Genomic DNA, 24,784 nt, shown 5'->3' with positions numbered 1-24,784 from the left:
TGTAAACAAATTTACGAATGTACACCTAGTTAAATATTTTTACTTTTACTATGGTTACAAAAGTATGGTGTCCGCAGGAGGGATTATATAAGTAAACACAAAAAAATCATAGAGACTTCAGACAGTATTAGGGAAGAATCATCCAACACAAACATATAAAAAGCTCTAGAAGTATTTTTTCCGGATGGAGTAGATTTGTTTTATAAAAAGGCAATACGACCAGTAGTATTGCCTTTTTAAATTTGTACTAACGATTAGGAAATCATGTCACCTATTTTAAGGTTCAGATAAAATATATATTAATGTACGCTCGGGTTCACGTCTTTTTTCGTCTTAGTCAAATAAATAACTAAGCTCAAAATTGTTACGAGGAAGATTACGCTAGTTCCCACGGTACCGAGACCAAGACCACCGGAATCGTGAGGCTGTGAAAGATAATCACCAAAAGAGGCGCCGAAAGGACGAGTTAAAATATAAGCGATCCAAAAGGCCAACACTGCATTTAATTTGAAGCGATAGTAAGCGACGGTTACAGCCCCAATTAATGCAGCAAATATGAGCGCCGAAATCCAGTAACCTAAGTTGAGACTTTCTGCTACGAGATCACCAGCTGCAGTACCTAATGCGAAGGTGAATAGGATAGCCAACCAGTAGAATACTTCACGTTTTGTTGTGTAAATAGAGTGAATGGACAGTGTCTTCTCACTCACATACCAAGCAGCAAAAGTTGCCAGTAGCAAAAGGGTGAAAACGATGGTTGTAGTCTCTAAAGCGACCCCGAAGTTGTCCGTAAGATTGTCGGTGACAAGCGTACCAACAATACTAATTAGCAAAACAGTGAGCCAGTAAACCGATGGAACATACTTCTTCAACCTGAACTGGAAGAACAGTGTTATAAACAAGAGAGCACTCATAACAAAGGTCGTTTTAGTCAAGCCGAAGTTCAAGTTTGTATTTAAGAAGTCCGCGCCTGTTTCACCCACTGTAGTTGCCATGATTTTGATAATCCAGAAGAAAATCGTGACTTCTGGAACTTTGTTCAGCATTTGCCAACCTCGTGATGAAACAGAAGTGACTTCATCAGGAAGAGGGATATTATCTCTATTCTTATTTTGGTCCGTCTCATAATTTTTCATATATGATTCCTCCTTACTAGTTATTTATGTATAAACTGAGTGTAACTAATAAGAATGAGATTCAGATGAAATTAGGATGAAAAGAACATTAAAAAAAGATGAAAAAAGAAATGAAATACATCCAGCATAGAAAAAGAACGATTCTTCCCATAATTTTTATGGGGAAAATCGTTCTTTTTTTGCTAGAAATATAAACTATAAATTTCAGTATCGACTATTAAAAGGGCGGAATACTTTGCGGGAAGTTGAAAACATTTTTCGGGTCATATTTAGCCTTTACTTCCATTAACCGGTCAAAGTTACAGCTATAGTAAGCATCTGGCCAATCTTTAATGGAAAGGTCAGGTGTATTAACGTAAACGCCTTTTGTGTATGGTAACATTGCTAATCGGAAATCTTCGGTCCATCGAATGCTTGCGGCAGCACCTTCTTCTTGATCCCAAGTGGAGAATATTGACATGTTCGAAAGTGCTTTTCGGTAAAAATATGCTGTAGAATCGTTCGATACGTCTGCTACGGCTCCGCCTAAGCCATGGAAAAATAGAGAGGTTGTTGCATGCTGGGGGGAATTGTTTATAAAGTGATCGACGATCGTGAGTGCTTCTTCTGGCAATAGTGCATACAAATATGGACCTACACTTTTAAATGGTAAAGGCGCTATAGGCTGTGTTGCAGCAATTCGTGTTGCAGCTTCTACCCAAGGTATTTCTTCTATAGTTACTGTTAACGGTGAACCAGCTTGTAATAATGGCTGCAGAAGTGCTTGCAATTCCTGAACTGAACCTAGGAATACTCCTTGCATCAGTAACGATGGTTCCACCCCTGAAGACATGAAGAGGGTGCTTGTAAATCGCTTATCAGCGCAAGGAAGAGTGTATTCTTGCCAAGAATTTAGTACAGATTTTAAATCTTTTAAGTCCCAGCTTATTTCCGCAAATCCCACTGTATTAATTTTATGTGTTCGAAACTTGAAGGAAGTACATATTCCAAAGTTACCACCACCCGCACCTCGATATGCCCAGTAGAGATCCGAATTATGATTAGCGTTGGCTCGTATAATACAACCGTTCGCGTCAACCATCTCTAGCTCAATTAAATGATCAAGAGTTAATCCCCATGGACGGGAGAGTATACTATGTCCACCGCCTAATGTAACACCTGCAATACCAGGAGTAGGACAAACGCCGCTTGGTACAACTAACCCTTCAGCTGCGAGCGTTTCAGTTAAAGAAAGGTTTCTCCATCCAGTTCCGATTGTAACAGTCCCACGATTATGATCTATTTCTAATTGCTTCATTTCACTTACATCAATTACAATTCCAGCATTGTTAACGGATAACCCTTCGTAATTATGACGACCAGAGCGCATGCGCATAGGTACGTTATGCTGTCTCGACCAGCGAACTGCATTTACTACATCCTGTGTATTTTGAGCAAAGACAATGATTAATGGGAATTTGTTGAAAAATGTGTTGAATTCCTCTCTAGCGGAATTATATTCTGGATTTCCGGGAGTTACGATACGTCCTGTAAGTTCAATATTTTGATTACTCATTTAAGTCTTCTCTCCTTGTCACATAATAAAATAGCTAAAATGTTAGTCGTCAGGTGTAAAATCAAATAGAAAAATAGAACTGACTATACGTTATAAGTAGATGAATGAGCGAGGGGGATTATTCCTAGAATGGGATTTTCGGGCCTATCGGGGAATCGAGATAATAAATAAAAGGCAACACTACATGTATCTCAAATGTAGCATTGCCTTAATAAAGTTAAATATATATACTTAAAATTTCCCCAGGTAATCCATCAATCTCACAAACTACATCTGATGTAAAACCAACGTTTATTAATATTTTTCGAGAGGGGATATTATTTGGATCGATAATTGCCTTTAGTACGTTTACATCTGTCTGCTTCGCTATTTCAATTAATTCTCTTGCAATATAACTACCATATCTTTTTCCCCAGTGCTCTGGCAAAATCATATACCCAATTTCAGCTTCTTTTACATGATCTTCATTCACTGTTACATGTCCAAGGCCGATAAATTCATTTGTTGCACTGTCATAAACTTTATAAGACCCAAACAGTTTATGCTTTTCATTGCGCCTTAACAATTTTTCATAGTCGTTTTGTGCCTCTTCTAGCGGAATAGCGCGCTCAGTAATTTGCGCCATCACTTCTTTATTTGATACGAGTTGGAAATATGGACTAAAATCTGTTGCTTCAAATTTTTTGAAATGTAGTTTATGCATCGGATTCCTCCAAACGAATTTTTAATTGTTCTTCAGAAAAGATAAACGATTGTTAAATAGTGATTTCTATTTGATTGCCTTCCGGATCACTAATTACACTTTCGTAATAGCCATCTCCAGTGAAACGTGGTCCATTTAATAAAGGAGAACCAGCTTCTTTTAACGTTTTTGTTAGTTCATTTACACGTTCTTCACTTTCAACTGAGAATGCCATATGTGCATAACCAGTAATATTAAGGTTAGGCTCATTTTCTATACCTTTTTTACGCATAAGTTCAAGCCTTGCTCCAGATTCGAACGTAATAAAATAAGATTCAAATTGCTTTGCTTCGTTATGATATAAAGAGTTTGCTTTACCATTAAAGTACTTTGTATAGAAAGTACGCATTAATTCTAAATCATTTACCCAAAGTGCTATATGTTCGATTTTCATTCGTTTCACCAATCCTATCTTTATGTAAATTTGAAAATATGTACTCTGTAATAATTAGCGAAATTCAACAACACTAATTAGATGTTCACTTTATTAAATTTGCATGCATATTGCAAGAAATAAGAATGGACGTTAGGAAAAAGCGGATTGTAATGAAAAAATTTTATTAATGGTATTAGATGATTTTTAAGTCATAACATGCATACAATGTCTAATTAAGTGAATTACGTACGTCAAAATTTCAAATAAGGAGGGACATTTGTGGGGCAATTTGAACAAATGGTGATTGTTGGTATTTCCATGTCTTTTATACTGTCTATTATGATATTAGGGTTTGCATATTATAATCCTCGCCTTTGGTTAAATGATTATCCGAAAGATATTCAAAAAGTAGTTTTGCCAAAATCGATAAATGAGAAAAAACAAACATTTTATTTCGGAATTATTTACAATATTATTCTCTTCGGAACGCCTTTAGTTTCTACATATATACTACATCACCATGGGGAATTATTGTATATTGAAGCCTATTTACATACTTTTGGGATTGTAATGATTTTCAATTTAGTAGATTTATTAATAATCGATTGGCTTATATTTTGCTGGATTACTCCAAGATTTGTTGTTATTCCTAGTACTGAGGGAATGAAAGGATATAAAGACTATAAGTTTCACTTAAGAGGTGCAATAGCTGGAACGCCATTTTTAGCAATTGTAAGTTTATTCTTGGCAGGAATTGCGACAACGATCTAGTGTGAAGTAGAAGGTCATGAAGAGTTTATAGAAGATAAATAGATTTATAATGTATAGAATTAGAAATGAAAATTTGATAATATTGGAGTAGGAAGTTTTAAAAACAGTATATTAAGTGGTATTAATATACTGTTACAAATGTTTTGATACTCTGTGGAATTCCCTAATTTAATGGAAGGATTTCATAGAATTCAAAAAAAATGTAATGGAGGCTATTATGAAAAAAATAATTGGCGCAGCAACAGCAACGTTTTTTGGATTGGGGGCATTTACTACAACTGTTACCGCAGAAACGATCGTAACAGCAGATGTACTCAATGTACGTGAAAAACCGACTACAGAATCAAAAGTTGTCGAAAAAGTAAAAAATGGGCAAGAGTTAAAAGTCATAAATATCGAAGATGGGTGGTCAAAAATTGAGTTAAATGGTAAAGAAGTATTTGTAAGTTCGGAGTTTACAAAAGATATTTACCATGTAACAGCAAATTTGTTAAATGTACGTACTGAAGCAAACACAGAATCAGAAATTCTTGGCAGACTGAAACAAGATGATGTAATTGAATCAACACATCAAGTAAAAGATGGATGGCTGCAATTTGAGTATAAAGGAAAAACAGCCTATGCAAATGTTTCTTTCCTATCAAGTACAGCACCAATTGAAAAGAAAGCTGAAGAGAAAACGAAGCGAGTAGCGAAAGTACAAAAAGCAGTTAAAGCAAAGGAAGAAGTAAAAACGCAGAAAGAAGCAAAAGTACAAGAAATAGCAAAAGCGAAAGAAACAACAAAAGAGCAGAAAGAAACGAAAGCAGAAGAAATAGTAAAGCCTAAAGAAGAAGCGAAAGTAACAGAGAGAGTAAAAGTTAAGGAAGAAACGAAAGCAGAAGAAATAGTAAAGCCTAAAGAAGAAACGAAAGTAACAGAGAGAGTAAAAGTTAAGGAAGAAACGAAAGCAGAAGAAATAGTAAAGCCTAAAGAAGAAGCGAAAGTAACAGAGAGAGTAAAAGTTAAGGAAGAAACGAAAGCAGAAGAAATAGCAAAGACCAAGGAAGAAGCAAAAGTAAACGAAATAGAAAAAGTAAAAGAAGAAGCGAAAGCGCAAGAAATAGCAAAGGCTAAGGAAGAAGCAAAAGCACAAGAAATAGCAAAGGCTAAGGAAGAAGCAAAAGCACAAGAAATAGCAAAGGCTAAGGAAGAAGCAAAAGCACAAGAAATAGCAAAGGCTAAGGAAGAAGAAAAAGCACAAGAAATAGCAAAGGCTAAGGAAGAAGCAAAAGCACAAGAAATAGCAAAGGCTAAGGAAGAAGCAAAAGCACGAGAAATAGAAAAAGCAAAAGAAGAAGCAAAAGCAAAAGCGCAGGAAATAGCAAAGGCTAAGGAAGAAGCGCAAGCACGAGAAATAGAAAAAGCAAAAGAAGAAGAAAAAGCACAAGAAATAGCAAAGGCTAAGGAAGAAGCGCAAGCACGAGAAATAGAAAAAGCGAAAGAAGAAGCGAAAGCAAAAGAAGCAACAAAGACACAAGAAGTATCTAAAAATAACACACAGTCTGCTAAACGTGAATTAACGGTAGTAGCGACAGCATATACTGCTGATCCAAGTGAAAATGGTACATATGGTGGACGCGTTTTAACTGCGATGGGTCATGATTTAACGGCAAATCCTAATATGAGAATTATCGCAGTAGATCCGAAGGTAATCCCATTAGGATCTAAAGTATGGGTAGAAGGTTATGGAGAAGCTATTGCTGGTGATACTGGTAGTGCTATTAAAGGAAATCGTATTGATGTTTTAATGGGTTCAAAAAGTAAAGCTATGAACTGGGGAAGACAAACTGTTAAAGTAAAAGTTTTATAATAATTATAGTTATCCAAATAGAAGTCAGTTCTCTAATATTGAGACTGGCTTTTGTTTTTGAGTTAGTGTAATTCATTGGGGAATTTTGTTGATCTGACATAGGCTTTTTAAGGGATGTGTTGCTAAATCTGCACCAAAACTTAAATTAAACATGAAACTTGTATTATGTCTATAAAATACAAATATATTAAGAACGAGCTGAGTTTTAATTTTTATTTAAGTGAGTTTGTGGTTTGGTGTGGAACTGAAATTTATCGGGAAATACAGAATACTAGTATGATGGCAATGAAGAGTTAACGTATAATGAAATATACAAATAAAACCGATTAAATCATTTACATAGCATTTTTATATAACATAATTGTTGGAGTAATCAGGCTGAAAGTGATGAAGTTGCGGTTTATTGGCAATTATATTTTGAATTACAATATTGTAATTCAGTTTAAAGGACAGGTGTATTTCATGAAAAAAGTAAGAGGATATATTGAAACAAAGAAACAAGGAGTATTTGAATTACATATAAAAGAAACCGAAGAAAAGTTAGGTGCTATTTTTCCAGCACAATATAGGGATCTTTTTAAATTAGTTAATAACGCCGAAATAGGAGAATGGATACTATATCCTATTAAAGATAATAGAAATTTAGTGAAAACTTGGGATGATATAGTTAGACAAAACGTTGAGTTGAGCGATGAGCATATGCCTGAAGATCTTATTATAATTGGTGACGATGGTTCAGGGGATAAATTGTGTTTTAAAATAAATAACGGAATAATGGATGATGAAATATATATTTGGTATCACGAAGATGCTGAAATTGAAGAAATAGCCCCAAATTTAAAAGGTTTTATTATAGAAACTATTCAGGAAGATGACGACTTGTAATGTTTATTTTCTTATAATAAAGTGGATCAGATTTAAATGAAGCGAGGAATAAAAATGACAATGGAATTATATGGCGAACATTGGGATGGAATAAAAGGGTATAGAGTAATGGAAGGGAAAGATTCATATAATCATTATTTCGGTGGTCAAGATTGTGAAGTACCATTGTGTAAGTTATGCGGTGAGAAAATGCATCAAATTTTTTGTTTTGATTTGAAAGATGAGAAACTTGCTGAACTTAAAAATGATGAATTGATTGTATTACCATTCATCTCTTGCTTGAATTGTGCGATGGTGTGGGAGCCGCAATATTTTCAATTAAGTAATGGGGGCAAAGCGGTACAAATAATAAAACAAGACAATACGGAAGAGTGGATTATGGAAGCTGAGGATAAGCTACCGGTCAATCTTCCAAAAACTAATGTAAAGCTCACGAATATGAAAAATGAAGATATACCTACTGATGAAGATAGTTACTGGGAAGCTTTTGACTTATTCGGTTCGGAATATATATGTAGATTGTTAGGAGCGCCTTTATATGGTGATGTTCCAGAAGATTTAGGATGTCCAACTTGTTCGAAAGAGATGAAATATGTTGCTACAATTACACAAGATCTTGAAGAACGGGAACTTATTTCAGTAGTTGATTTTCTGTTCGGTGAGATGAATATATATTATTACTTATGTAAAGATTGTTCCGTTATGAAAACTGAAATTCAAGGAACATAAAAGAATAAGACTGACATAAAAAATCAGTCTTATTTTTGATGTGTCACATCATTAACAATCGCATGGAATATATCTTTTTGCGTGAAATCATCTGTAAAAATAGTTTCTCTATCAACTTCAATTAAATCGTGCGGGTTATACCATTTATTTAATAAATCTTCTCCAAATTCAAGTCGTTTTTCTCTAGTATTATGCCGTCTAATCGTTTCTTCAAGTGATAAATCAAAATAATATGTATTGGCATTTCCTTCAAAATAATGTATTAATTCTTTTAACATATCACCGTACCTACGACTGTTTAGTATACCTTCTAAAATAACAAATTCACATTTTTCTTTTCCATACTTCGTAATTTCAAATAGTAAATCATGAGATAAGTTACCCATTGTGTCGTGCACTTTTAACATATCTCTACGTACGACATCTTGAGAGACTAGTAGTGTCCCTTGGCCAAAATGCTCTTGCAGTTCTTTTGCGATTGTTGTTTTGCCACTTGCGGAGTTTCCTCGAAGAATAATTAATGTTGACTTCAAATTCTCATCTCCAAATTGTTTTAGTTTTTTGCTTTGTTACATTGAAAATTGTTTTAGTAAGCGCTTCTCGCCAGTTTATAGAAGCTATTGCTTTCAAAGTGATATGGGACATCGCAAATAACCTCCAGTTTATTTGTTGTTTGATTATAGGAATACTTTATTTTAAAGATACAATATTTCCTTGAAAAATAAACAGAATTATTGTAAAGTAATGATAATTAAAATTTATATTGTTTAAAAGCTATGAAAGGAAATAGTAACAAGTATCTTTTCTTTTAGAGAGTCGGTGGGTGGTGTAAACCGATAGAAAGCGCTTGTGAATCCGTCCTTGAGCGAAATGTGGAACCCTTCAATGTGAAACCCTTCAATGTGAAGTTAGTAATCGTTTCCGGTTAAAAACCGTTAATTTTTTAAGTGGAAAGCTTTTATATTCTATGCTTTCAACTAGGGTGGCAACGCGGGTTAACTCTCGTCCCTTTTATAGGGACGGGAGTTTTTTGTGTTTTTTTAGTGAAATTCCCTATCTTAAAAGCTTAACGTGAATGAAGAAGATGACATTAGTCACTTATTAAAGGAGAGATAAGACATGTTAGATGTAAAAGTATTACGTGCTAATTTTGAAGAAGTAAAGAAAAAATGGATTAATCGCGGTGGAGAGTTTCTTGAATTGGATACATTTGAAGAATTAGATCAAAATCGTCGTGAACTGTTAGTAGAAGTAGAAGAATTAAAAAGTAAACGTAATGGAGTATCTGAGCGTATTGCGAAGTTAAAGCGTGAAAAACAAGATGCAAATGAACTTATTAGTGAAATGCGTGAAGTAGGAGAAAGTATTAAAACGTTAGACGATGAGTTACGTAATGTAGAAGAGAAATTGAATTCTATATTATTGACATTACCAAATATACCTAATGAAACAGTGCCTATTGGATCATCAGAAGACGATAATGTTGAATTACGTAAGTGGGGAGAAATAAACGAATTTTCATTTGAAGCAAAACCACATTGGGAAGTTGCTGAAAAATTAGGATTACTAGATTTTGAGCGAGCAGCAAAAGTAACAGGAAGCCGCTTTGTATATTACAATGGCTTGGGAGCACGTTTAGAGCGAGCGGTAGCTAACTTTATGCTAGATTTACATGTTGAAGAACATGGATATACGGAAGTAATTCCACCGTTTATCGTAAATAGCGATAGTTTAATAGGAACAGGACAATTCCCAAAATTTAAAGAAGATGTATTTACATTAAAAGACACAGATTACTCTTTAATTCCAACAGCGGAAGTACCATTAGCGAACTATTATCGTGACGAAATATTAAATGGTGCAGAATTACCTATTAATTTTACTGCTCATACGCCATGTTTCCGTTCTGAAGCTGGTAGTGCAGGACGTGACACGAGAGGGCTTATTCGCCAGCACCAATTTAGCAAAGTTGAAATGGTTAAGTATACCAAGCCAGAAGAATCATACGATGAGTTAGAAAAATTAACTGCGAATGCCGAAAAAGTACTACAATTATTACGATTACCTTATCGAGTTATCGTATTATGTACAGCTGATATAGCATTTCCAGCTGCGAAAACATATGACATTGAAGTTTGGTTACCAAGTTATGGGGGATATCGTGAAATATCTTCTTGCTCAAACTGTGAAGATTTCCAAGCGCGTCGTGCAAGCATACGTTTCCGTCGTACACCAGGTGCAAAACCAGAATTTGTGCACACATTAAATGGTTCTGGGTTAGCTATAGGGCGTACAGTAGCAGCTATTTTAGAGAACTACCAACAAGAAGACGGCTCAATTATAATCCCAGAAGTATTGCGTCCATACATGGGGGGAGTAGAGGTAATTAAATAAGAAAGATGATGATGTAAAATAAAGTTTAGCAGTTTATAAAATACTAGCAACGAGGTGCTACATGTTATTTCAAAAAGAAAATTTATTAGTTAGATACGTAATAAAAAACGATGCACCTATCATTTCAAAATGGCTAACAGACCCAGAAGTCCTGCAGTATTACGAAGGACGAGATAATCCGCAATCTGTAGAAAAGGTACTTGCCCATTTTATACATAATCCAAACAGTAATGAAAAAAGATGCTTAGTAGAATTTGATGAAATGCCAATCGGTTACATTCAAATGTATCCAGTTGATTTTGAATGGAAAGCGTTATATGGATATGAAGAATCGCAGAATGTATGGGGCATGGACCAATTTATCGGTGAACCGATCTTTTGGGGAAAAGGAATTGGAACAAAACTTGTTCAAGCAGCAATTACATACATTATGAAAGAAGTGGATGCAGAAGCAATTGCAATGGACCCTAAAGTAAATAACGAACGTGCGATAAGCTGTTATGAAAAATGCGGATTTAAAAAGGTGAAGATACTAAAGAAACATGAACTGCATGAGGGGAAATTAGAAGATTGTTGGATGGTAGAATATAAACAATTATAATAAATATGCAGGGGCTTATAAAAATAAAGGGAGCTGTGTGAAATGAAAAAGGCATTAATAGTTATTGATGTGCAAGCGGGTATGTATACAGCAGGAATCCCAGTACATAATGGGGAAAAGTTTTTAGAAACGTTGCAAGAGCTCATTGGGGAATGTCGTTCAAATGGTATTCCGGTTATTTATGTCCAACATAATGGACCTAAGGATCATCCATTAGAAAAAGGGACAGATGGCTGGAAAGTGCATGCGGCGATTGCACCGCGAGAAGGGGAGCTTGTCGTTGAAAAGACGACTCCAGACTCATTCCATAAGACAAACTTAAACGAAGTGTTACAAGGAAAAGGGATTGAGCATGTTATTATTTCAGGAATGCAAACAGAGTACTGTGTTGATACGACAACGCGAAGAGCGTTTAGTGAAGGGTATAAAGTAACATTAGTAAGTGATGCACATAGCACATTTGACACAGATGTATTTCGCGCTGAAGATATTGTAAAACATCATAATGTTGTGTTTGGATCATTTGCAGATGTTATTACGTTAAAAGATTTAAAAGTAAAAGCGTAATTACAGAAGTTGCTGTCTCTTAATGGGGCAGCTTTTTTATTTGAAGATAGGCTATCAAACGTTGTCGATAAATCGATATTTCTTGTCGAATCGTTGATATAATTTCATTCACCGTATTGATAGTACAAAAAACAAAAAGGAGCGCCACATCGTCAAAAATTCGACTGATGAGACAGCTACTTTTTTGCACCAGTAATTATGGCTTTATTTCTTCTTATCTTTATCCAACACATTCTGTTCTTCAGCAAACTCCGTGCCATATGCAAACCGGCGATTAATTCGAATGTTATCATTGCTGTGCCTTGTGTGGGAATTAGAAAAGCGATGGACGATTACTTCTGATAATGTAAAGACGATGGCAGAAAGGATACTGCCCCATGCAATTTGCATGTAGTTGTCTAATAAAATATTACCAAAAATCCAAACGCTTAAATACGTAAGTAAGAAATCCGTCATAATGGCAGCGGAATTGCCAATTCGATTTAAAATCATTTTATCAACAAACATATAAGAAACGATTGTGACGAAGAGACTAAAAGAAATGATTTGGACGAGCGTTGCTGGGAAAAATAGAGCTAGTCCGACACTAAAAGCGATGATGCATGATATAAATTTGATAAGTATTACAGTAATATCACTCAATATTTACACCTCCCATTTATACATAGTTTTACAATAAATTCAGGAGTTCATACATTGGAACGGTTTAATTTATATAAAACTTTATCATGCTGAAATTTTATCTAAATATTAAAAAAACAATCAAAAAATGTTATAGTGAAATGAGAGCGTATGACATTTTTAGGTAAGGGGGAATCCGGGATGTGGATAACTTCAGAAGTAGAAATTCCAGATGAGTTAATCGATCACCTTGAACAAGGTAAGTTAGTATTATTCGTTGGAGCAGGAGTTTCTATGAAGGGGAAATCAAACTTACCGAATTTCGATGATTTAGTTGATGAAATTTCGAAAGCTTTATATGTCGAAAGGCGTGAGATGACAGAACCCCACGATTATTATCTCGGTAAAATTGCGAAAACGAAAGATGTGCATCAAGTTGCAAGAGACCTCGTTAATATAGAAAAATCAAAACCAAATCCATTACACTATGCGATTCCAAGGCTGTTTCCGTTAGATACGGATGTTCGAATTGTAACGACAAACTTTGATCAACATTTTACGTCTGTAATTACAGAAATGAATAGAGAGCTGAATATTTATTATGCACCTGCTTTACCGACAGGGAGAGCGTTTAAAGGATTGGCTTACATACATGGGAATGTAGAACAAGAGAAAGAAGCTTTAATTTTAACGGATGGTGATTTTGGAAGGGCTTACTTAACAGAAGGATGGGCGAGACGATTTTTAGTTGATTTATTCTCAAATTACACTGTTTTATTCGTTGGGTATAGTCATAATGATCCTGTAATGAAATATTTAGCAACAGGCTTACCACCGAGTACAAGGCGTTATGCTTTCGTCGCACAAGGTGATAATACATATCATTGGGAGCATTTAGGGATAAGACCAATTGTGTATCCAAATAAAGTAAATAATCATCAGGCGCTTGTGAAAGCGGTGAAGCGGTGGGCGGAATTAATGGGGGATAATTATATTACGAAAAGAATGCGTATTCGTGATATTGTAACCGTTCCTCCATCAGTAGAGCAGGAGCAATTATCCTATATAAAACAGTCAATAAAAAAAATTGAAACCGTTCGGTACTTCGTTGAATTTGCTCGTGATTATGAATGGGTGGAATGGCTTGAAGCAGAAGGGAAACTAAGAAATTTATTTCTGCTTACAGCAAATTATGATGAAGTAGATGAGTTGCTTGCGGAATGGTTGGTGGAGCAATTTCTATTTAGTCATCAAAAAGAACTATTTCAATTGATTTTTAAAAATCATTCTAAAGTATCCCCGTTATGGTGGCGAACGATTTGTACTTACTTAAACGAAACGAAAGAAACGATGGACCCTTTGTTGTTTGCAAGATGGACATTGCTTTTATTAGAAACAGCAGAGAAAGATAGTAGCTCTATTGAAATGATCACATATTTATTGCAAAAATGTTCTTTCCCTGAGCATAAAGAAATTGGCTTGTTGCTATTAACGTTTATTTTAGACGGGAAACTTAAATTGAAGCGTGTAAGAAGATGGGGAAATGATACGCAAGAGTCGATTGAACTCGAGGAATCGAGTCGTATACCGATGCCTATTTTTTCTCATGTGGAGCGAATTTGGAAAGAGAAAATGAGACCACATATCGCTTACTACGCAAATCCGATTATGGTTACAGGGTTAGAAAAGATACAACTATTGTCATTAAGACAAAATGCACTGAAAAGAAGAGATAGAGAAATTTCAGAGCAGGAGTTACAGCAAAATGATTTTACATTTTTAATTCAAATTGTAAAAGAGTGTCTTACATATTTATGTGAAAACAATGAGAAAAAAGCAAATCATTATATTACAGAAATGATAGAAACTGATAGTGTACTTCAAAAGCGAATTGCAATTGAAGCAATGATTAATAATGTATTCGTTACAGCGGATGACAAACTGAAGTGGTTGTTACATGTAGATGTTCTGTTAGATTTCACATGTAAACATGAAGTGTTTCAACTTTTAAAGAATTATTACGCAGATGCTTTAGAGGAAACGAAAGAAGAAGTAATTCAACATGTATTAGAGTATCTTGCAGAAGAGAGGGCGTTTGATGCTTGTCTTGTATTAGACTTACTATTCACGTGTGATTCGAATAGTAAGTGTACGGCGGAAGGATACGAGCTAATGAAACAGAAACACCCCCATTTTTCTTCAGATCTATACAGTGTTCCAAAGAAAGAGGCAAATGAACAACGTATTACATGCAATGTAACAGCTGATGGATTACTGCAGCTGAAAGACGATGAAATAATGGAGCAAGTTCGGCAATTTTCAAGAGACGGTGTTTTTGAACAACGCCATTTTTTAGAGATGTTATCAAAAGCGTGTAAATTGAATGTAGAGTGGAGTATTTCGTTTGCTTATCAACTAGTAGGCGTGCACGAAATTAGTAATGAAGTATGGTTTGTGTGTATTAGAGAGTGGCGAAATAACCGGAATTTGGCGAATGAACAAATTCAAAAAATCATTCCGTTATTGCAGAAATTTATTAGAAATATTGCTTTTCATTGGTTAATTAGTAGTTTTCTATATGAAATTAGTAATCGATTAGAAGAGTTAGATGAAAATAGTATAAGGATTGTAAAACGCTTTGCTTTTTCTGTACTTCCACAAGTTATGAGAGGGGAATCGGATTTTAAGATTGGAAAACAAGAGTTTTACAATGAATCTATTCAGCATCCTGTTGGGAAGATGACTGCTGTATTACTAAAACTGCTAGCATATGATCATTTATACGATCGCAACGTGTATGAATATTTATTTTTATTTGAGGAGCAGGTAAGGGTTACTTCGGAAAGAACGAACTTCATGTTTGCGCGTTTAACAGCAGATATTACGTTTTTATACCATATTGAGAAGCAATGGTGTCGGAAAAATGTATTACCTTACTTAGATTTAAAGAAAGAAAGTGAGCTTACGAAATATGCGTGGGCGGGATTATGTTATACGCAAATTAATCTACCTTTGTTTACAGAAATAAGGCGATATATTAAGTATGCAGTAGAACATTTAGATGCACTACATCCATATACGAGAGAAGCATTTTTAAAATGGCTTAGCTTTGTATTTATTAAATGCGTATTATATTGGGAGCAAAAAACAGATTGGTTATATCCACTTTTGATGCAAGAAAACGAAGAGAATAAAATTAAATTTATGCGGTATTTATGCTACTACGTAAAAACGTTAAGTGGTAAGGAACAACAAAAATTTTGGACAGCGTGGCTTAGTGTGTTTTTAAGAGAACGTCCGAAAATGGGCGTAATAACAACGAGAGAATATATGATGCTTTTACGTATTGTTTTATGCATGGATGAGGTTTTAGAAAAAGGATTAAATATTATTTCTAGTAAATTTCAAGGTGTGGAAGGACAATCTAATCAAGAAGAAATGAAACAGTTGTTTATAGAGATACTTGAAAAGAAAGAGCGTATGAAAGCGTATAAAGAATTGTATGCAAATGTGTTTTTCACTTTACTTCAGACGTGTCAAGAAGCCGATTTACTTGAAAGTGAGATCATACAAATAAAAGAACTATTAACCAGGTATGAAGTAGAAAGACATGTATTAAATTTAATAGAAAATGAAATAATTCGCATCGGAATCGTAACGGAGAATTTACAAGAGGAATCATAGGGCGGAAGTGGAATTTTAAAAAAATATATAAAAAGTTATTGACAGTGTTTTGAAAAGCGTTCTATAATACGAATCATACTTATTCAATTTCAAAAACATTTGAATAAACAAAGTGCAATGAAGAGATCACAGTAGTGGTTAGTCTTACTGTAACAGAGAGCTGGTGGTTGGTGTGAACCAGTACAGGGATAATCATGAATTACAGTCTTGGAGCATCTTTTTCGTAGTAAAGATAGTATTGTCTTTATGAAGGAAAAGCGGTCAATTGATCGTTAACAGTGAAGAGAGGTAGACGGAAAGTTAGTCTACAACTAGGGTGGTACCGCGATAAATATCGTCCCTACTGATTTATTCAGTAGGGACTTTTTGTATTTTAGTGGTCCAACTTGAAAATAAAATAGTCATGCATTGAAAGGAAAAGCAGTAGTTGTTGTTTCCCTGTAACAGAGAGCTGGTGGTTGGTGCGAACCAGTACAAAAACAAGAGCGAATTACAGTCCTGGAGCATCTTTTTCGTAGTAAAGATAGTTATTGTCTTTATGAAGGGAAAGACGGTCAGATGATCGTTAACAATGAAGAGAGGTAGGCGAAATAAGTCTACAACTAGGGTGGTACCGCGATAAATATCGTCCCTACTGATTTATTCAGTAGGGCTTTTTTGTACAAAAAAGTGGCTTATTAACTAGTAGTTAGTGTCTTTATGGTAATTATTAGTTTAAAATAAGAAGAGGTATCGATTCCACTTTAAATTTGTATAATTAACCAGTTCAGAAAATAGAGAATTTTTTATTCTCTTACTATACTTTTAAAACATTAGAGGAGGATTTCCAAATGGCAAATCACGAATTAGATCAATTACGTAAACAGGTAGATGAAATTAACTTACAATTATTACACTTATTAAACAAACGCGGTGAAATCGTTCAAAAAATTGGGGAGCAAAAACAAGTACAAGGTACGAAACGCTTTGATCCAGTACGTGAGCGTGAAGTACTTGATATGCTTGCAGAGCATAACGAAGGACCATTCGAAACGTCAACGATTCAACATATTTTCAAAACGATTTTCAAAGCAAGCTTAGAATTACAAGAAGATGATAACCGTAAAGCATTACTAGTTTCACGTAAAAAGAAAAAAGAAAATACAATTGTTAATGTTAAAGGTGAATTGATTGGAAACGGAACACAAACGTTCATCATGGGACCTTGTGCGGTAGAAAGTTTAGAGCAAGTTCGCCAAGTAGGGCAAGCTATGAAAGACCAAGGCTTAAAATTAATGCGCGGTGGTGCTTTCAAACCGAGAACATCTCCATACGATTTCCAAGGTTTAGGAGTAGAAGGTTTACAAATTTTACGCCAAGTAGCAGATGAGTTCGACTTAGCGATTATTAGTGAAATTTTAAATCCGAACGATGTTGAAATGGCGCTAGAATACGTTGATGTAATTCAAGTTGGAGCACGTAACATGCAAAACTTCGATTTACTACGAGCTGTAGGTAAAGTTAATAAGCCAGTATTACTAAAACGTGGGTTAGCAGCAACAATTGATGAGTTCATTAATGCAGCGGAATACATTATTGCACAAGGTAATGACCAAATTATTCTTTGTGAGCGCGGTATTCGCACATACGAGAGAGCGACACGTAACACATTAGATATTTCAGCAGTACCGATTTTAAAGAAAGAAACACATTTACCAGTTATCGTTGACGTAACACATTCAACTGGACGTAGAGATTTACTATTACCAACAGCGAAAGCAGCACTTGCTATTGGAGCAGATGCAGTAATGGCTGAAGTTCATCCAGACCCAGCAGTTGCGTTATCAGATTCTGCGCAACAAATGGATATTCCAGAATTCCATAGATTCATGGATGAGTTAAAAGGTTTCAAAAATAAATTATCTTAATTCCATATCATAAATGCACTGAAGAGGAAACAGTAGTGCTTATCTCACTGTTAAAGAGAGCTGATGGCCGGTGTGAATCAGTACAAAGGTAAGCATGAATTACAGCCTTGGAGCATCTTTCCCGCCAACTTTTGGAGAGAAAGACGGTCAAACGATCGTTAAAGAAGAAGAGAGGTAGACGAAAGAAGTCTACAACTAGGGTGGTACCGCGATAAACATCGTCCCTACTGAGCGCTCAGTAGGGACTTTTTTGTACAAAAAAATAGTAAAGGGGCAAGAGAAATGAGATATATTACAGCTGGAGAATCACATGGGCCGCAGTTAACAGTTATTTTAGAAGGTGTACCAGCAGGTTTAACATTAACAGCGGAACATATTAATAAAGAATTATTAAGAAGACAAAAAGGGCATGGGCGCGGAAGACGCATGCAAATTGAAACAGATACAGTTGAAATTGCAAGTGGTGTACGTCACGGAATGACACTTGGTTCACCAATTACGTTAATCGTAAAAAATGATGATTTCAAACATTGGACGAAAGTAATGGGTGCTGAACCAATTTCGGAGCAAGAAAGTAAAGAAATGAAACGTACTATAACGAAACCACGTCCAGGACATGCGGATTTAAACGGGGCAATTAAATACGGCCATCGTGATATAAGAAACGTATTAGAGCGCTCTTCTGCAAGAGAAACGACAGTTCGTGTTGCTGCTGGTGCAGTTGCGAAACAAATTTTGAAAGAATTAGGCGTGGAAATCGCAGGACATGTTCTTGAAATTGGTGGGGTACAAGCGAAGCGTATTTCAAACTTACCAATTGAAGAAATTCAAACGATAACTGAAAATTCACCAGTTCGATGTTTAGATAAAGAAGTAGAACAAGAGATGATGAATGCGATTGATGATGCGAAAAGTAGCGGAGATTCTATAGGCGGTATTGTCGAAGTCGTTGCAGAAGGAATGCCAATTGGAGTTGGTAGCTACGTTCATTACGACCGCAAATTAGATGCAAAACTTGCCGGTGCTATTATGAGCGTGAATGCGTTTAAAGGTGCTGAGATCGGAATTGGTTTTGAAGCGGCAAGACAGCCGGGAAGTAAAGTGCACGATGAAATTTTATGGGATGAAGAAAAAGGATACACGAGAAATACGAATAATGCCGGCGGTTTAGAAGGCGGTATGACAACAGGTATGCCAATTGTCGTAAGAGGCGTAATGAAGCCAATTCCTACATTATATAAACCGTTAGCAAGCGTAGATATTGATACGAAAGAAGCGTTCCAAGCGAGTATTGAGAGATCTGATAGCTGTGCAGTACCAGCAGCAGGTGTTGTAGCTGAAGCTGTCGTTGCATGGGAACTTGCCGGTGCACTAGTCGAGCAATTCGGAAAAGATCGCATGGAATTACTAAAACAAAATATTTCGCAACATAACAAATACGCAAAAGAATTTTAATGAAAAGGTGGATTTAACATGCGAGTAAAAGATCAACTATCATCATTACAACCTTATAAACCAGGTAAATCACCAGAGCAAATGAAAGAAGTATACGGGAATCATTCATTTGTTAAGTTAGCATCAAATGAAAATCCATTTGGCTGTTCACCTCGTGTTTTAGGAGAATTACAAAAATCGTGGCAGGAACATGCTTTATATCCTGACGGAGGTGCTGAAGTACTCCGTCAAACAATTGCAGAGAAATTACAAGTGCAAATGGAACAAGTGCTTTGTGGTAGTGGACTTGATGAAGTCATTCAAATTATAAGTCGTGCAGTGCTCTGTAAAGGAGATAATATCGTAACTGCTGGCGCGACATTCCCTCAGTACCGTCATCATGCAATTATTGAAGGCTGTGAAGTGAAAGAAATTTCTTTAAAGAACGGTGTATATGATCTAGATGAAATTTCTTCAGCAGTTGATGAACATACAAAAATCGTATGGATTTGTAATCCGAACAACCCGACAGGCACATATGTGAATGAGCGAAAATTGACTCAATTCATTGAAAGCATTAGTGAAAATACGTTAATTGTCATTGATGAAGCGTACTATGAATACGTAACAGCAAAAGATTTCCCTGAGACATTAACGCTTCTAGAAAAACATAACAACATTCTTGTACTTAGAACGTTTTCTAAAGCGTACGGATTAGCTTCTTTCCGCGTTGGTTATGCGATTGGACAGGAAGAGTTAATTGAGAAATTAAATGTCGTACGTTTGCCATTTAACGTATCTTCATTAGCGCAAAAAGCAGCGACGATTGCTTTTAACGATGAAGCGTTTATTGAAGAAATAGTTCGTGTTAATACAGAAGGATTACAACAATACGAGAGTTTTTGTACGGAAAATAAAATTCCATTTTATCCGTCGCAAACGAACTTTATCTTCTTGCCGGTAGATGATGCTGGGGAAATTTATGAAGCTTGTGCGCATGCAGGGTTTATTATTCGTCCGTTCCCAAATGGTGTCCGTATTACAATCGGAACTAGGGAACAAAATGAAGGAGTGATTTCAGTGTTAAAACAACACTTTGAAAATAAAAAAGGTAAGTCTCGAGATGAGACAAATGTGTAAAAAGGTAGTATTAATCGGTACTGGATTAATAGGAGGCTCTCTTGCATTAGCGATTAAAAAAGAGCACGATGTAACGATTATCGGTTATGACATATTTAAAGAGCAAGTAGAGCGCGCAAAAGAATTACATGTGGTTGATGAAGTAGCAGTAGATTTACAGCGTGCATGTGAGGAGGCAAATTTAATTGTATTTGCCTCTCCAGTTGAAGAAACGAAAAAGTTGTTACACAAACTTGCATCATTTCATTTACGAGAAGATGTCATTGTTACCGATGTAGGAAGTACGAAAGGGACAATCATGAATGAAGCAGAAGCTTTATTAACAAAGAAAGTTTCATTTATCGGCGGTCATCCGATGGCAGGTTCTCACAAAACAGGAGTTGAAAGTGCAAAGGCACACCTTTTTGAAAACGCATTTTACATTTTAACGCCAATGAATCACGTGCAGGCGGATCAAGTAGACGAGCTAAAAGAATGGTTAAAAGGAACAGGCTCTCATTTTCTTGTATTAAATACAAAAGAACATGATTATATAACAGGAATAGTTAGTCATTTTCCACATCTAATTGCAGCAGGATTAGTAAAACAAGTTGAGAAACATGCTGGTGATAATCCGCTTATTCATCAACTAGCGGCAGGCGGATTTAAAGATATAACACGTATTGCATCAAGTAGTCCGAAAATGTGGAGTGATATCGTAAAGCAAAATCGCGGGCATTTATTGGAACTATTAGAAGAATGGATTTCAGAAATGGAAGAGCTATATAAGACGGTTTCTAAAGGAGATGCAGGAGAAATACAAAGTTATTTTGCAGATGCGAAAGAATATCGTGACTCTTTACCAGTTCGAAAAAGAGGGGCGATTCCTGCCTATCACGACTTATACGTCGACGTTTTAGATAAAGTAGGGGCATTAGCCCATATCACAAGCATTCTAGCAGAAGAAGAAATTAGTATTACGAACTTGCAAATATTAGAAGCGCGAGAAGGATTGCTCGGAGTTTTACGAATTAGTTTCCAAAGAGAAGAGGATCGAACGCAGGCAAAAATTGCGCTCGGAAAAGAAGAATACCAAACGTATGAAACAATTTAATGAGGAGGGTGACAACGTGAAAGAAAAAACAGTACAAACTGTAAATAACGGATTGAATGGCACAATTACAATCCCTGGAGATAAATCAATTTCCCATCGCGCTGTCATGTTTGGCGCAATCGCGGAAGGTAAAACAACAATTAAAGGATTTCTTCCTGGTGCGGATTGTTTAAGTACTATTTCTTGTTTTAAAGAAATGGGAGTAGAGATTACACAAAATAGAGACGAAGTTACGGTAATTGGAACAGGATTAGAAGGTTTACAAGAGCCAAAAGCTGTATTAGATGTTGGTAATTCTGGTACAACGATTCGATTAATGTCAGGAATACTTGCAAACACACCATTCTTTTCTTGCGTGCAAGGTGATGCTTCAATTGCGAAGAGACCGATGCAACGTGTAACAAATCCACTAAAGAAAATGGGTGCAAAAATTGATGGCCGAAAAGAAGGAACGTTTACGCCGCTCACAATACGAGGCGGGAATTTAAAGGGGATTGAATATACTTCACCGGTAGCAAGTGCGCAAGTGAAATCAGCTATTTTACTTGCAGGACTTCGCGCAGAAGGTGTAACAGCTGTTACCGAACCTCATATTTCCCGCGATCATACAGAAAGAATGCTTGAGGCGTTTGGCGTTACAGTAACTCGCGTGGGGAAAACAGTGAAACTAGCAGGAGGACAGAAGTTAACCGCAACAGATGTTCAAGTGCCAGGTGACGTATCATCAGCGGCATTTTTCTTAGTAGCAGGTGCAATTATCCCAAATAGTAAACTAGTATTACAAAATGTAGGAATGAACCCAACACGTACAGGTATTATAGATGTTTTAGAGAAAATGGGTGCTACATTTACTGTAGAGTCAATTAACGAAGGGGCATCTGAACCAGCTGCAAACATTACAATCGAAACGTCTTCACTAAAAGGAATCGAAATTGGCGGAGATATAATCCCAAGATTAATCGATGAAATTCCAGTAATCGCTTTAGCAGCAACACAAGCAGAAGGAATTACAGTCATTAAAGATGCACACGAATTAAAAGTAAAAGAAACGAACCGTATTGATACAGTCGTTGCTGAACTAACGAAACTAGGAGCTCGTATTGAAGCGACCGACGACGGAATGATTATTTACGGTAAATGTAAGCTAAAAGGAACTACAGTACATAGTCACGGTGATCACCGCATTGGAATGATGCTTGCGATTGCCGGCTGTATAGCTGAAGGAGAAACAACGATTGAAGATGCAGAAGCAGTAGGTGTATCGTATCCTACATTTTTTGAAGAACTGCAAACGTTAGCTAAATAAAGTGATGAGAAGCAGATATGCAATGTATCTGCTTTTTTATGTTGGCTTTTTTCGTAAATAATGTTGCTTTATTGCGTAAGAATTTTATCCTTATTGATTTTATGAGATTTTTACGCATAATTGTAACTAAGGGAGATGGTTCCAAGTTGAGTAAACAGAATATCAGCACAACAGTTTCAGGGGATTTAATTGTTACCCATCTAATTGGCAAGATTAATACAGCTGATGTTTATGAATGGTTTAATGGCTTCGAGCAGGTTTGTCAGCAATTCATTTCCGAGGGACGGAAATACAAATTGTTGGTGGATAGAAAAGGATACACGCCAGATCATTTTTCTGTTCAAAAAGCATGGAAAGATAAGTTCTTCAATGAAACCATTTTGAATCACAGTAAGGCAATTGCGTTTCTCCTTGAAGAAGGGAAGATAATGAATTATTTACAACAATCCAATACAAAAAAATCCGTAAAATTTTTCGATGATTATGAACAAGCATTAATTTGGTTGAATGAATATCCAATATAAAACCTTTATTGAACCAGTTTCTCTCAATCAACTGGTTTTTTTTATGCCCGTAATGTTGCCGTTGTCATAAGTTTCATCACTTTCAATGGTACCTCCTAGCTTCGCAAACCCAAGAGAACGCAAGGTGTTTAATATTCTTATGCCGCCAATAGAAAGCAGTTGAAAAGAGCCTTTATGTTAGATTGTTTCTAAATCGATATCTTTTGTTGAAACATCCTCGTAATTTCACTTACCGAAATATAATAGTTTGAATTATGATATAATTCAAACGAGGAATGGAGGAGAAAGATATGAACGTTATACAATTAAAAGAAGATAAGTTTAGAGAAGCATTACGTTTATCAGAATATGCTTTTCAATATAAAGCAAATGAAGAATGGATAGAGCAGAAAATTGCAAGAATGAAGGAAAGCCATCAAATATACGTTATTATGGAAGAAGAAGAGTTAGCTGCAAAGTTGCACTTAATTCCTTTTCATATTTACATAGGAAAAGAAAAGTTTAAAATGGGCGGCGTTGCGGGGGTAGCGACGTATCCGGAATATAGAAGAAGTGGATATGTAAAAGAGTTACTTCAGCATTCACTGCAAACTATGAAAAGAGATGGATATAGTGTATCGATGTTACATCCATTTGCCGTTTCATTTTATCGTAAATACGGCTGGGAACTTTGTGCGAATCGAATCGTATGTCAGATGACAAAGAGCGATTTAATAATTAAAAAACAAGTGAATGGTACAGTGAAACGTTTTAGTAAAGATAATCATCCAGAAGAAGTAGAGAATCTATATGAAACATTTGCAGAACGATTTTCTGGTATGTTAGTTCGCGGACGTAAATGGTGGCTACAAGCGGTGTATCATGATTTAACATTGGCAGTTTACTATGATGAAAATAAAACGGCGACTGGTTACATTTTATACAAAATAGAGAATTCTAAAATGAAAGTAGAAGAATTTGTCCCATTACATAATGAAGCAAGAATTGGTCTTTGGAACTTCATCTGCCAACATGATTCTATGATTAAAGATCTAGAAATGATACTAAGTGAGACAGAACCACTTCTTTACACATTACAAGAACCACGAGTAAAAGCAGAAGTAACTCCATATTTCATGGGAAGAATTGTAGATGTAGAACAGTTTTTCAAACAATATGAATGGAACTGGAACAACGAAGAGCAAGAAGTAATTTTACATATTACAGATTCATTTGCACCGTGGAATAACGTAACGGTTCAACTTAAAAATAACGAAATAACAATCGTTAAAGAAGAAACAGCAAAAGAAAATGGAATTCAAATCGATATTAATGCGTTATCTACTATTATGTTTGGCTACAAGCGACCGCTAGAATTAAATGAAATAAACTTAATAAGCGGTAGCGAAGAGGAGATACGTGCATTTGAGAATGTAGTGCCGGTGCGTAAGCCGTTTATTTATGATTTCTTTTAATTAATGTCATGTG

21 protein-coding genes and 4 other annotated features are annotated in these 24,784 nt (G+C 35.7%); of the genes, 15 read left to right on the top strand and 6 right to left on the bottom strand.

Translation table 11 applies throughout. The features are described 5' to 3' along the window. Positions 1 to 299 precede the first annotated feature (299 nt). From MR066_RS02320 to MR066_RS02305, 4 genes are all read right to left on the bottom strand, one after another. A complete protein-coding gene (locus MR066_RS02320) occupies positions 300 to 1,136 on the bottom strand; it encodes a COG4705 family protein (protein ID WP_242245806.1) in 837 nt (278 codons plus the stop codon). A gap of 217 nt (positions 1,137 to 1,353) precedes the next feature. After that, complete coding sequence (locus MR066_RS02315; RefSeq protein ID WP_242245804.1) at positions 1,354 to 2,691, bottom strand: FAD-binding oxidoreductase; 1,338 nt, start codon at positions 2,689 to 2,691, stop codon at positions 1,354 to 1,356. Positions 2,692 to 2,908: 217 nt separating this feature from the next. Next, positions 2,909 to 3,394, bottom strand: coding sequence for a GNAT family N-acetyltransferase (locus MR066_RS02310; protein ID WP_242245802.1), 486 nt, complete (start codon positions 3,392 to 3,394; stop codon positions 2,909 to 2,911). Positions 3,395 to 3,446: 52 nt separating this feature from the next. Beyond that, a complete protein-coding gene (locus tag MR066_RS02305; protein ID WP_242245800.1) occupies positions 3,447 to 3,827 on the bottom strand; it encodes a VOC family protein in 381 nt (126 codons plus the stop codon). Between the two features lie 261 nt (positions 3,828 to 4,088). Between MR066_RS02305 and MR066_RS02300 the strand changes: the two genes are divergently transcribed. The 4 genes from MR066_RS02300 (at position 4,089) to MR066_RS02285 (ending at position 8,046) form a co-directional block, all read left to right on the top strand. Continuing rightward, positions 4,089 to 4,580 carry a nitroreductase gene (locus MR066_RS02300; RefSeq protein WP_242245799.1) on the top strand — a complete coding sequence of 164 codons (492 nt, stop codon included), beginning with the start codon at positions 4,089 to 4,091 and terminating at the stop codon, positions 4,578 to 4,580. A 217-nt stretch (positions 4,581 to 4,797) separates the two neighbouring features. Continuing rightward, complete coding sequence (entB, locus tag MR066_RS02295) at positions 4,798 to 6,432, top strand: cell wall-binding protein EntB (protein WP_242245798.1); 1,635 nt, start codon at positions 4,798 to 4,800, stop codon at positions 6,430 to 6,432. A 462-nt stretch (positions 6,433 to 6,894) separates the two neighbouring features. Continuing rightward, positions 6,895 to 7,317, top strand: coding sequence for an SMI1/KNR4 family protein (locus MR066_RS02290; RefSeq protein WP_098498497.1), 423 nt, complete (start codon positions 6,895 to 6,897; stop codon positions 7,315 to 7,317). Positions 7,318 to 7,371: 54 nt separating this feature from the next. Next, complete coding sequence (locus tag MR066_RS02285; protein ID WP_242245797.1) at positions 7,372 to 8,046, top strand: hypothetical protein; 675 nt, start codon at positions 7,372 to 7,374, stop codon at positions 8,044 to 8,046. Between the two features lie 29 nt (positions 8,047 to 8,075). Here the strand turns inward: MR066_RS02285 and MR066_RS02280 are convergent, their stop codons facing one another. Beyond that, positions 8,076 to 8,579, bottom strand: coding sequence for a kinase (locus MR066_RS02280; RefSeq protein WP_215586481.1), 504 nt, complete (start codon positions 8,577 to 8,579; stop codon positions 8,076 to 8,078). A 234-nt stretch (positions 8,580 to 8,813) separates the two neighbouring features. Further along, positions 8,814 to 9,059, top strand: a binding site (T-box leader). Between the two features lie 106 nt (positions 9,060 to 9,165). Here MR066_RS02280 and serS point away from each other — a divergent pair. The 3 genes from serS (at position 9,166) to MR066_RS02265 (ending at position 11,608) form a co-directional block, all read left to right on the top strand. Continuing rightward, entirely contained in the window at positions 9,166 to 10,440 is a 1,275-nt protein-coding gene (gene serS, locus MR066_RS02275) for a serine--tRNA ligase (protein ID WP_242245796.1), read from the top strand. 61 nt (positions 10,441 to 10,501) lie between these two features. Beyond that, entirely contained in the window at positions 10,502 to 11,041 is a 540-nt protein-coding gene (locus MR066_RS02270; RefSeq protein ID WP_242245795.1) for a GNAT family N-acetyltransferase, read from the top strand. 42 nt (positions 11,042 to 11,083) lie between these two features. Beyond that, the gene (locus MR066_RS02265; protein WP_242245794.1) at positions 11,084 to 11,608 is read left to right on the top strand and encodes a cysteine hydrolase family protein; all 525 of its coding nucleotides are present in this window, start codon (positions 11,084 to 11,086) and stop codon (positions 11,606 to 11,608) included. Positions 11,609 to 11,812: 204 nt separating this feature from the next. Here MR066_RS02265 and MR066_RS02260 read toward each other — a convergent pair whose 3' ends face one another. After that, positions 11,813 to 12,250 (bottom strand): YndM family protein, encoded by a 438-nt coding sequence (locus tag MR066_RS02260; RefSeq protein WP_242245793.1) that lies wholly within the window; start codon positions 12,248 to 12,250, stop codon positions 11,813 to 11,815. A gap of 150 nt (positions 12,251 to 12,400) precedes the next feature. On the opposite strand from MR066_RS02260, the gene MR066_RS02255 reads away from it, so the two are divergent. From MR066_RS02255 to MR066_RS02220, 8 genes are all read left to right on the top strand, one after another. Then, complete coding sequence (locus MR066_RS02255) at positions 12,401 to 15,913, top strand: DUF4020 domain-containing protein (protein WP_242245792.1); 3,513 nt, start codon at positions 12,401 to 12,403, stop codon at positions 15,911 to 15,913. Between the two features lie 108 nt (positions 15,914 to 16,021). Continuing rightward, positions 16,022 to 16,258 (top strand) — a binding site (T-box leader). Between the two features lie 54 nt (positions 16,259 to 16,312). Continuing rightward, positions 16,313 to 16,549: a binding site (T-box leader), on the top strand. Between the two features lie 194 nt (positions 16,550 to 16,743). Further along, complete coding sequence (locus MR066_RS02250; protein ID WP_002013433.1) at positions 16,744 to 17,820, top strand: bifunctional 3-deoxy-7-phosphoheptulonate synthase/chorismate mutase; 1,077 nt, start codon at positions 16,744 to 16,746, stop codon at positions 17,818 to 17,820. 9 nt (positions 17,821 to 17,829) lie between these two features. Then, positions 17,830 to 18,049: a binding site (T-box leader), on the top strand. Between the two features lie 53 nt (positions 18,050 to 18,102). Then, positions 18,103 to 19,275 carry a chorismate synthase gene (gene aroC, locus MR066_RS02245; protein ID WP_012261155.1) on the top strand — a complete coding sequence of 391 codons (1,173 nt, stop codon included), beginning with the start codon at positions 18,103 to 18,105 and terminating at the stop codon, positions 19,273 to 19,275. A gap of 18 nt (positions 19,276 to 19,293) precedes the next feature. Beyond that, positions 19,294 to 20,394, top strand: a complete 1,101-nt coding sequence (gene hisC / locus MR066_RS02240) for a histidinol-phosphate transaminase (protein WP_242245790.1) — start codon at positions 19,294 to 19,296, stop codon at positions 20,392 to 20,394. Next, on the top strand, positions 20,387 to 21,487 hold the full coding sequence (gene tyrA, locus MR066_RS02235; RefSeq protein ID WP_002084896.1) for a prephenate dehydrogenase: 1,101 nt from the start codon (positions 20,387 to 20,389) through the stop codon (positions 21,485 to 21,487). Before hisC ends, tyrA begins: the two co-directional genes overlap by 8 nt. 16 nt (positions 21,488 to 21,503) lie before the next feature. Then, positions 21,504 to 22,793 (top strand): 3-phosphoshikimate 1-carboxyvinyltransferase, encoded by a 1,290-nt coding sequence (gene aroA, locus MR066_RS02230; protein ID WP_242245788.1) that lies wholly within the window; start codon positions 21,504 to 21,506, stop codon positions 22,791 to 22,793. A gap of 17 nt (positions 22,794 to 22,810) precedes the next feature. Next, a complete protein-coding gene (locus tag MR066_RS02225; RefSeq protein ID WP_242245786.1) occupies positions 22,811 to 23,317 on the top strand; it encodes a SpoIIAA family protein in 507 nt (168 codons plus the stop codon). A gap of 290 nt (positions 23,318 to 23,607) precedes the next feature. Then, complete coding sequence (locus MR066_RS02220; protein WP_242245784.1) at positions 23,608 to 24,771, top strand: GNAT family N-acetyltransferase; 1,164 nt, start codon at positions 23,608 to 23,610, stop codon at positions 24,769 to 24,771. The last annotated feature ends 13 nt before the right edge of the window (positions 24,772 to 24,784 follow it).

The sequence above is a fragment of the Bacillus cereus group sp. BfR-BA-01523 genome (assembly GCF_022662615.1).
Lineage (GTDB): Bacteria > Bacillota > Bacilli > Bacillales > Bacillaceae_G > Bacillus_A > Bacillus_A mycoides.
This window is presented reverse-complemented; position numbering and strand designations above follow the sequence as displayed.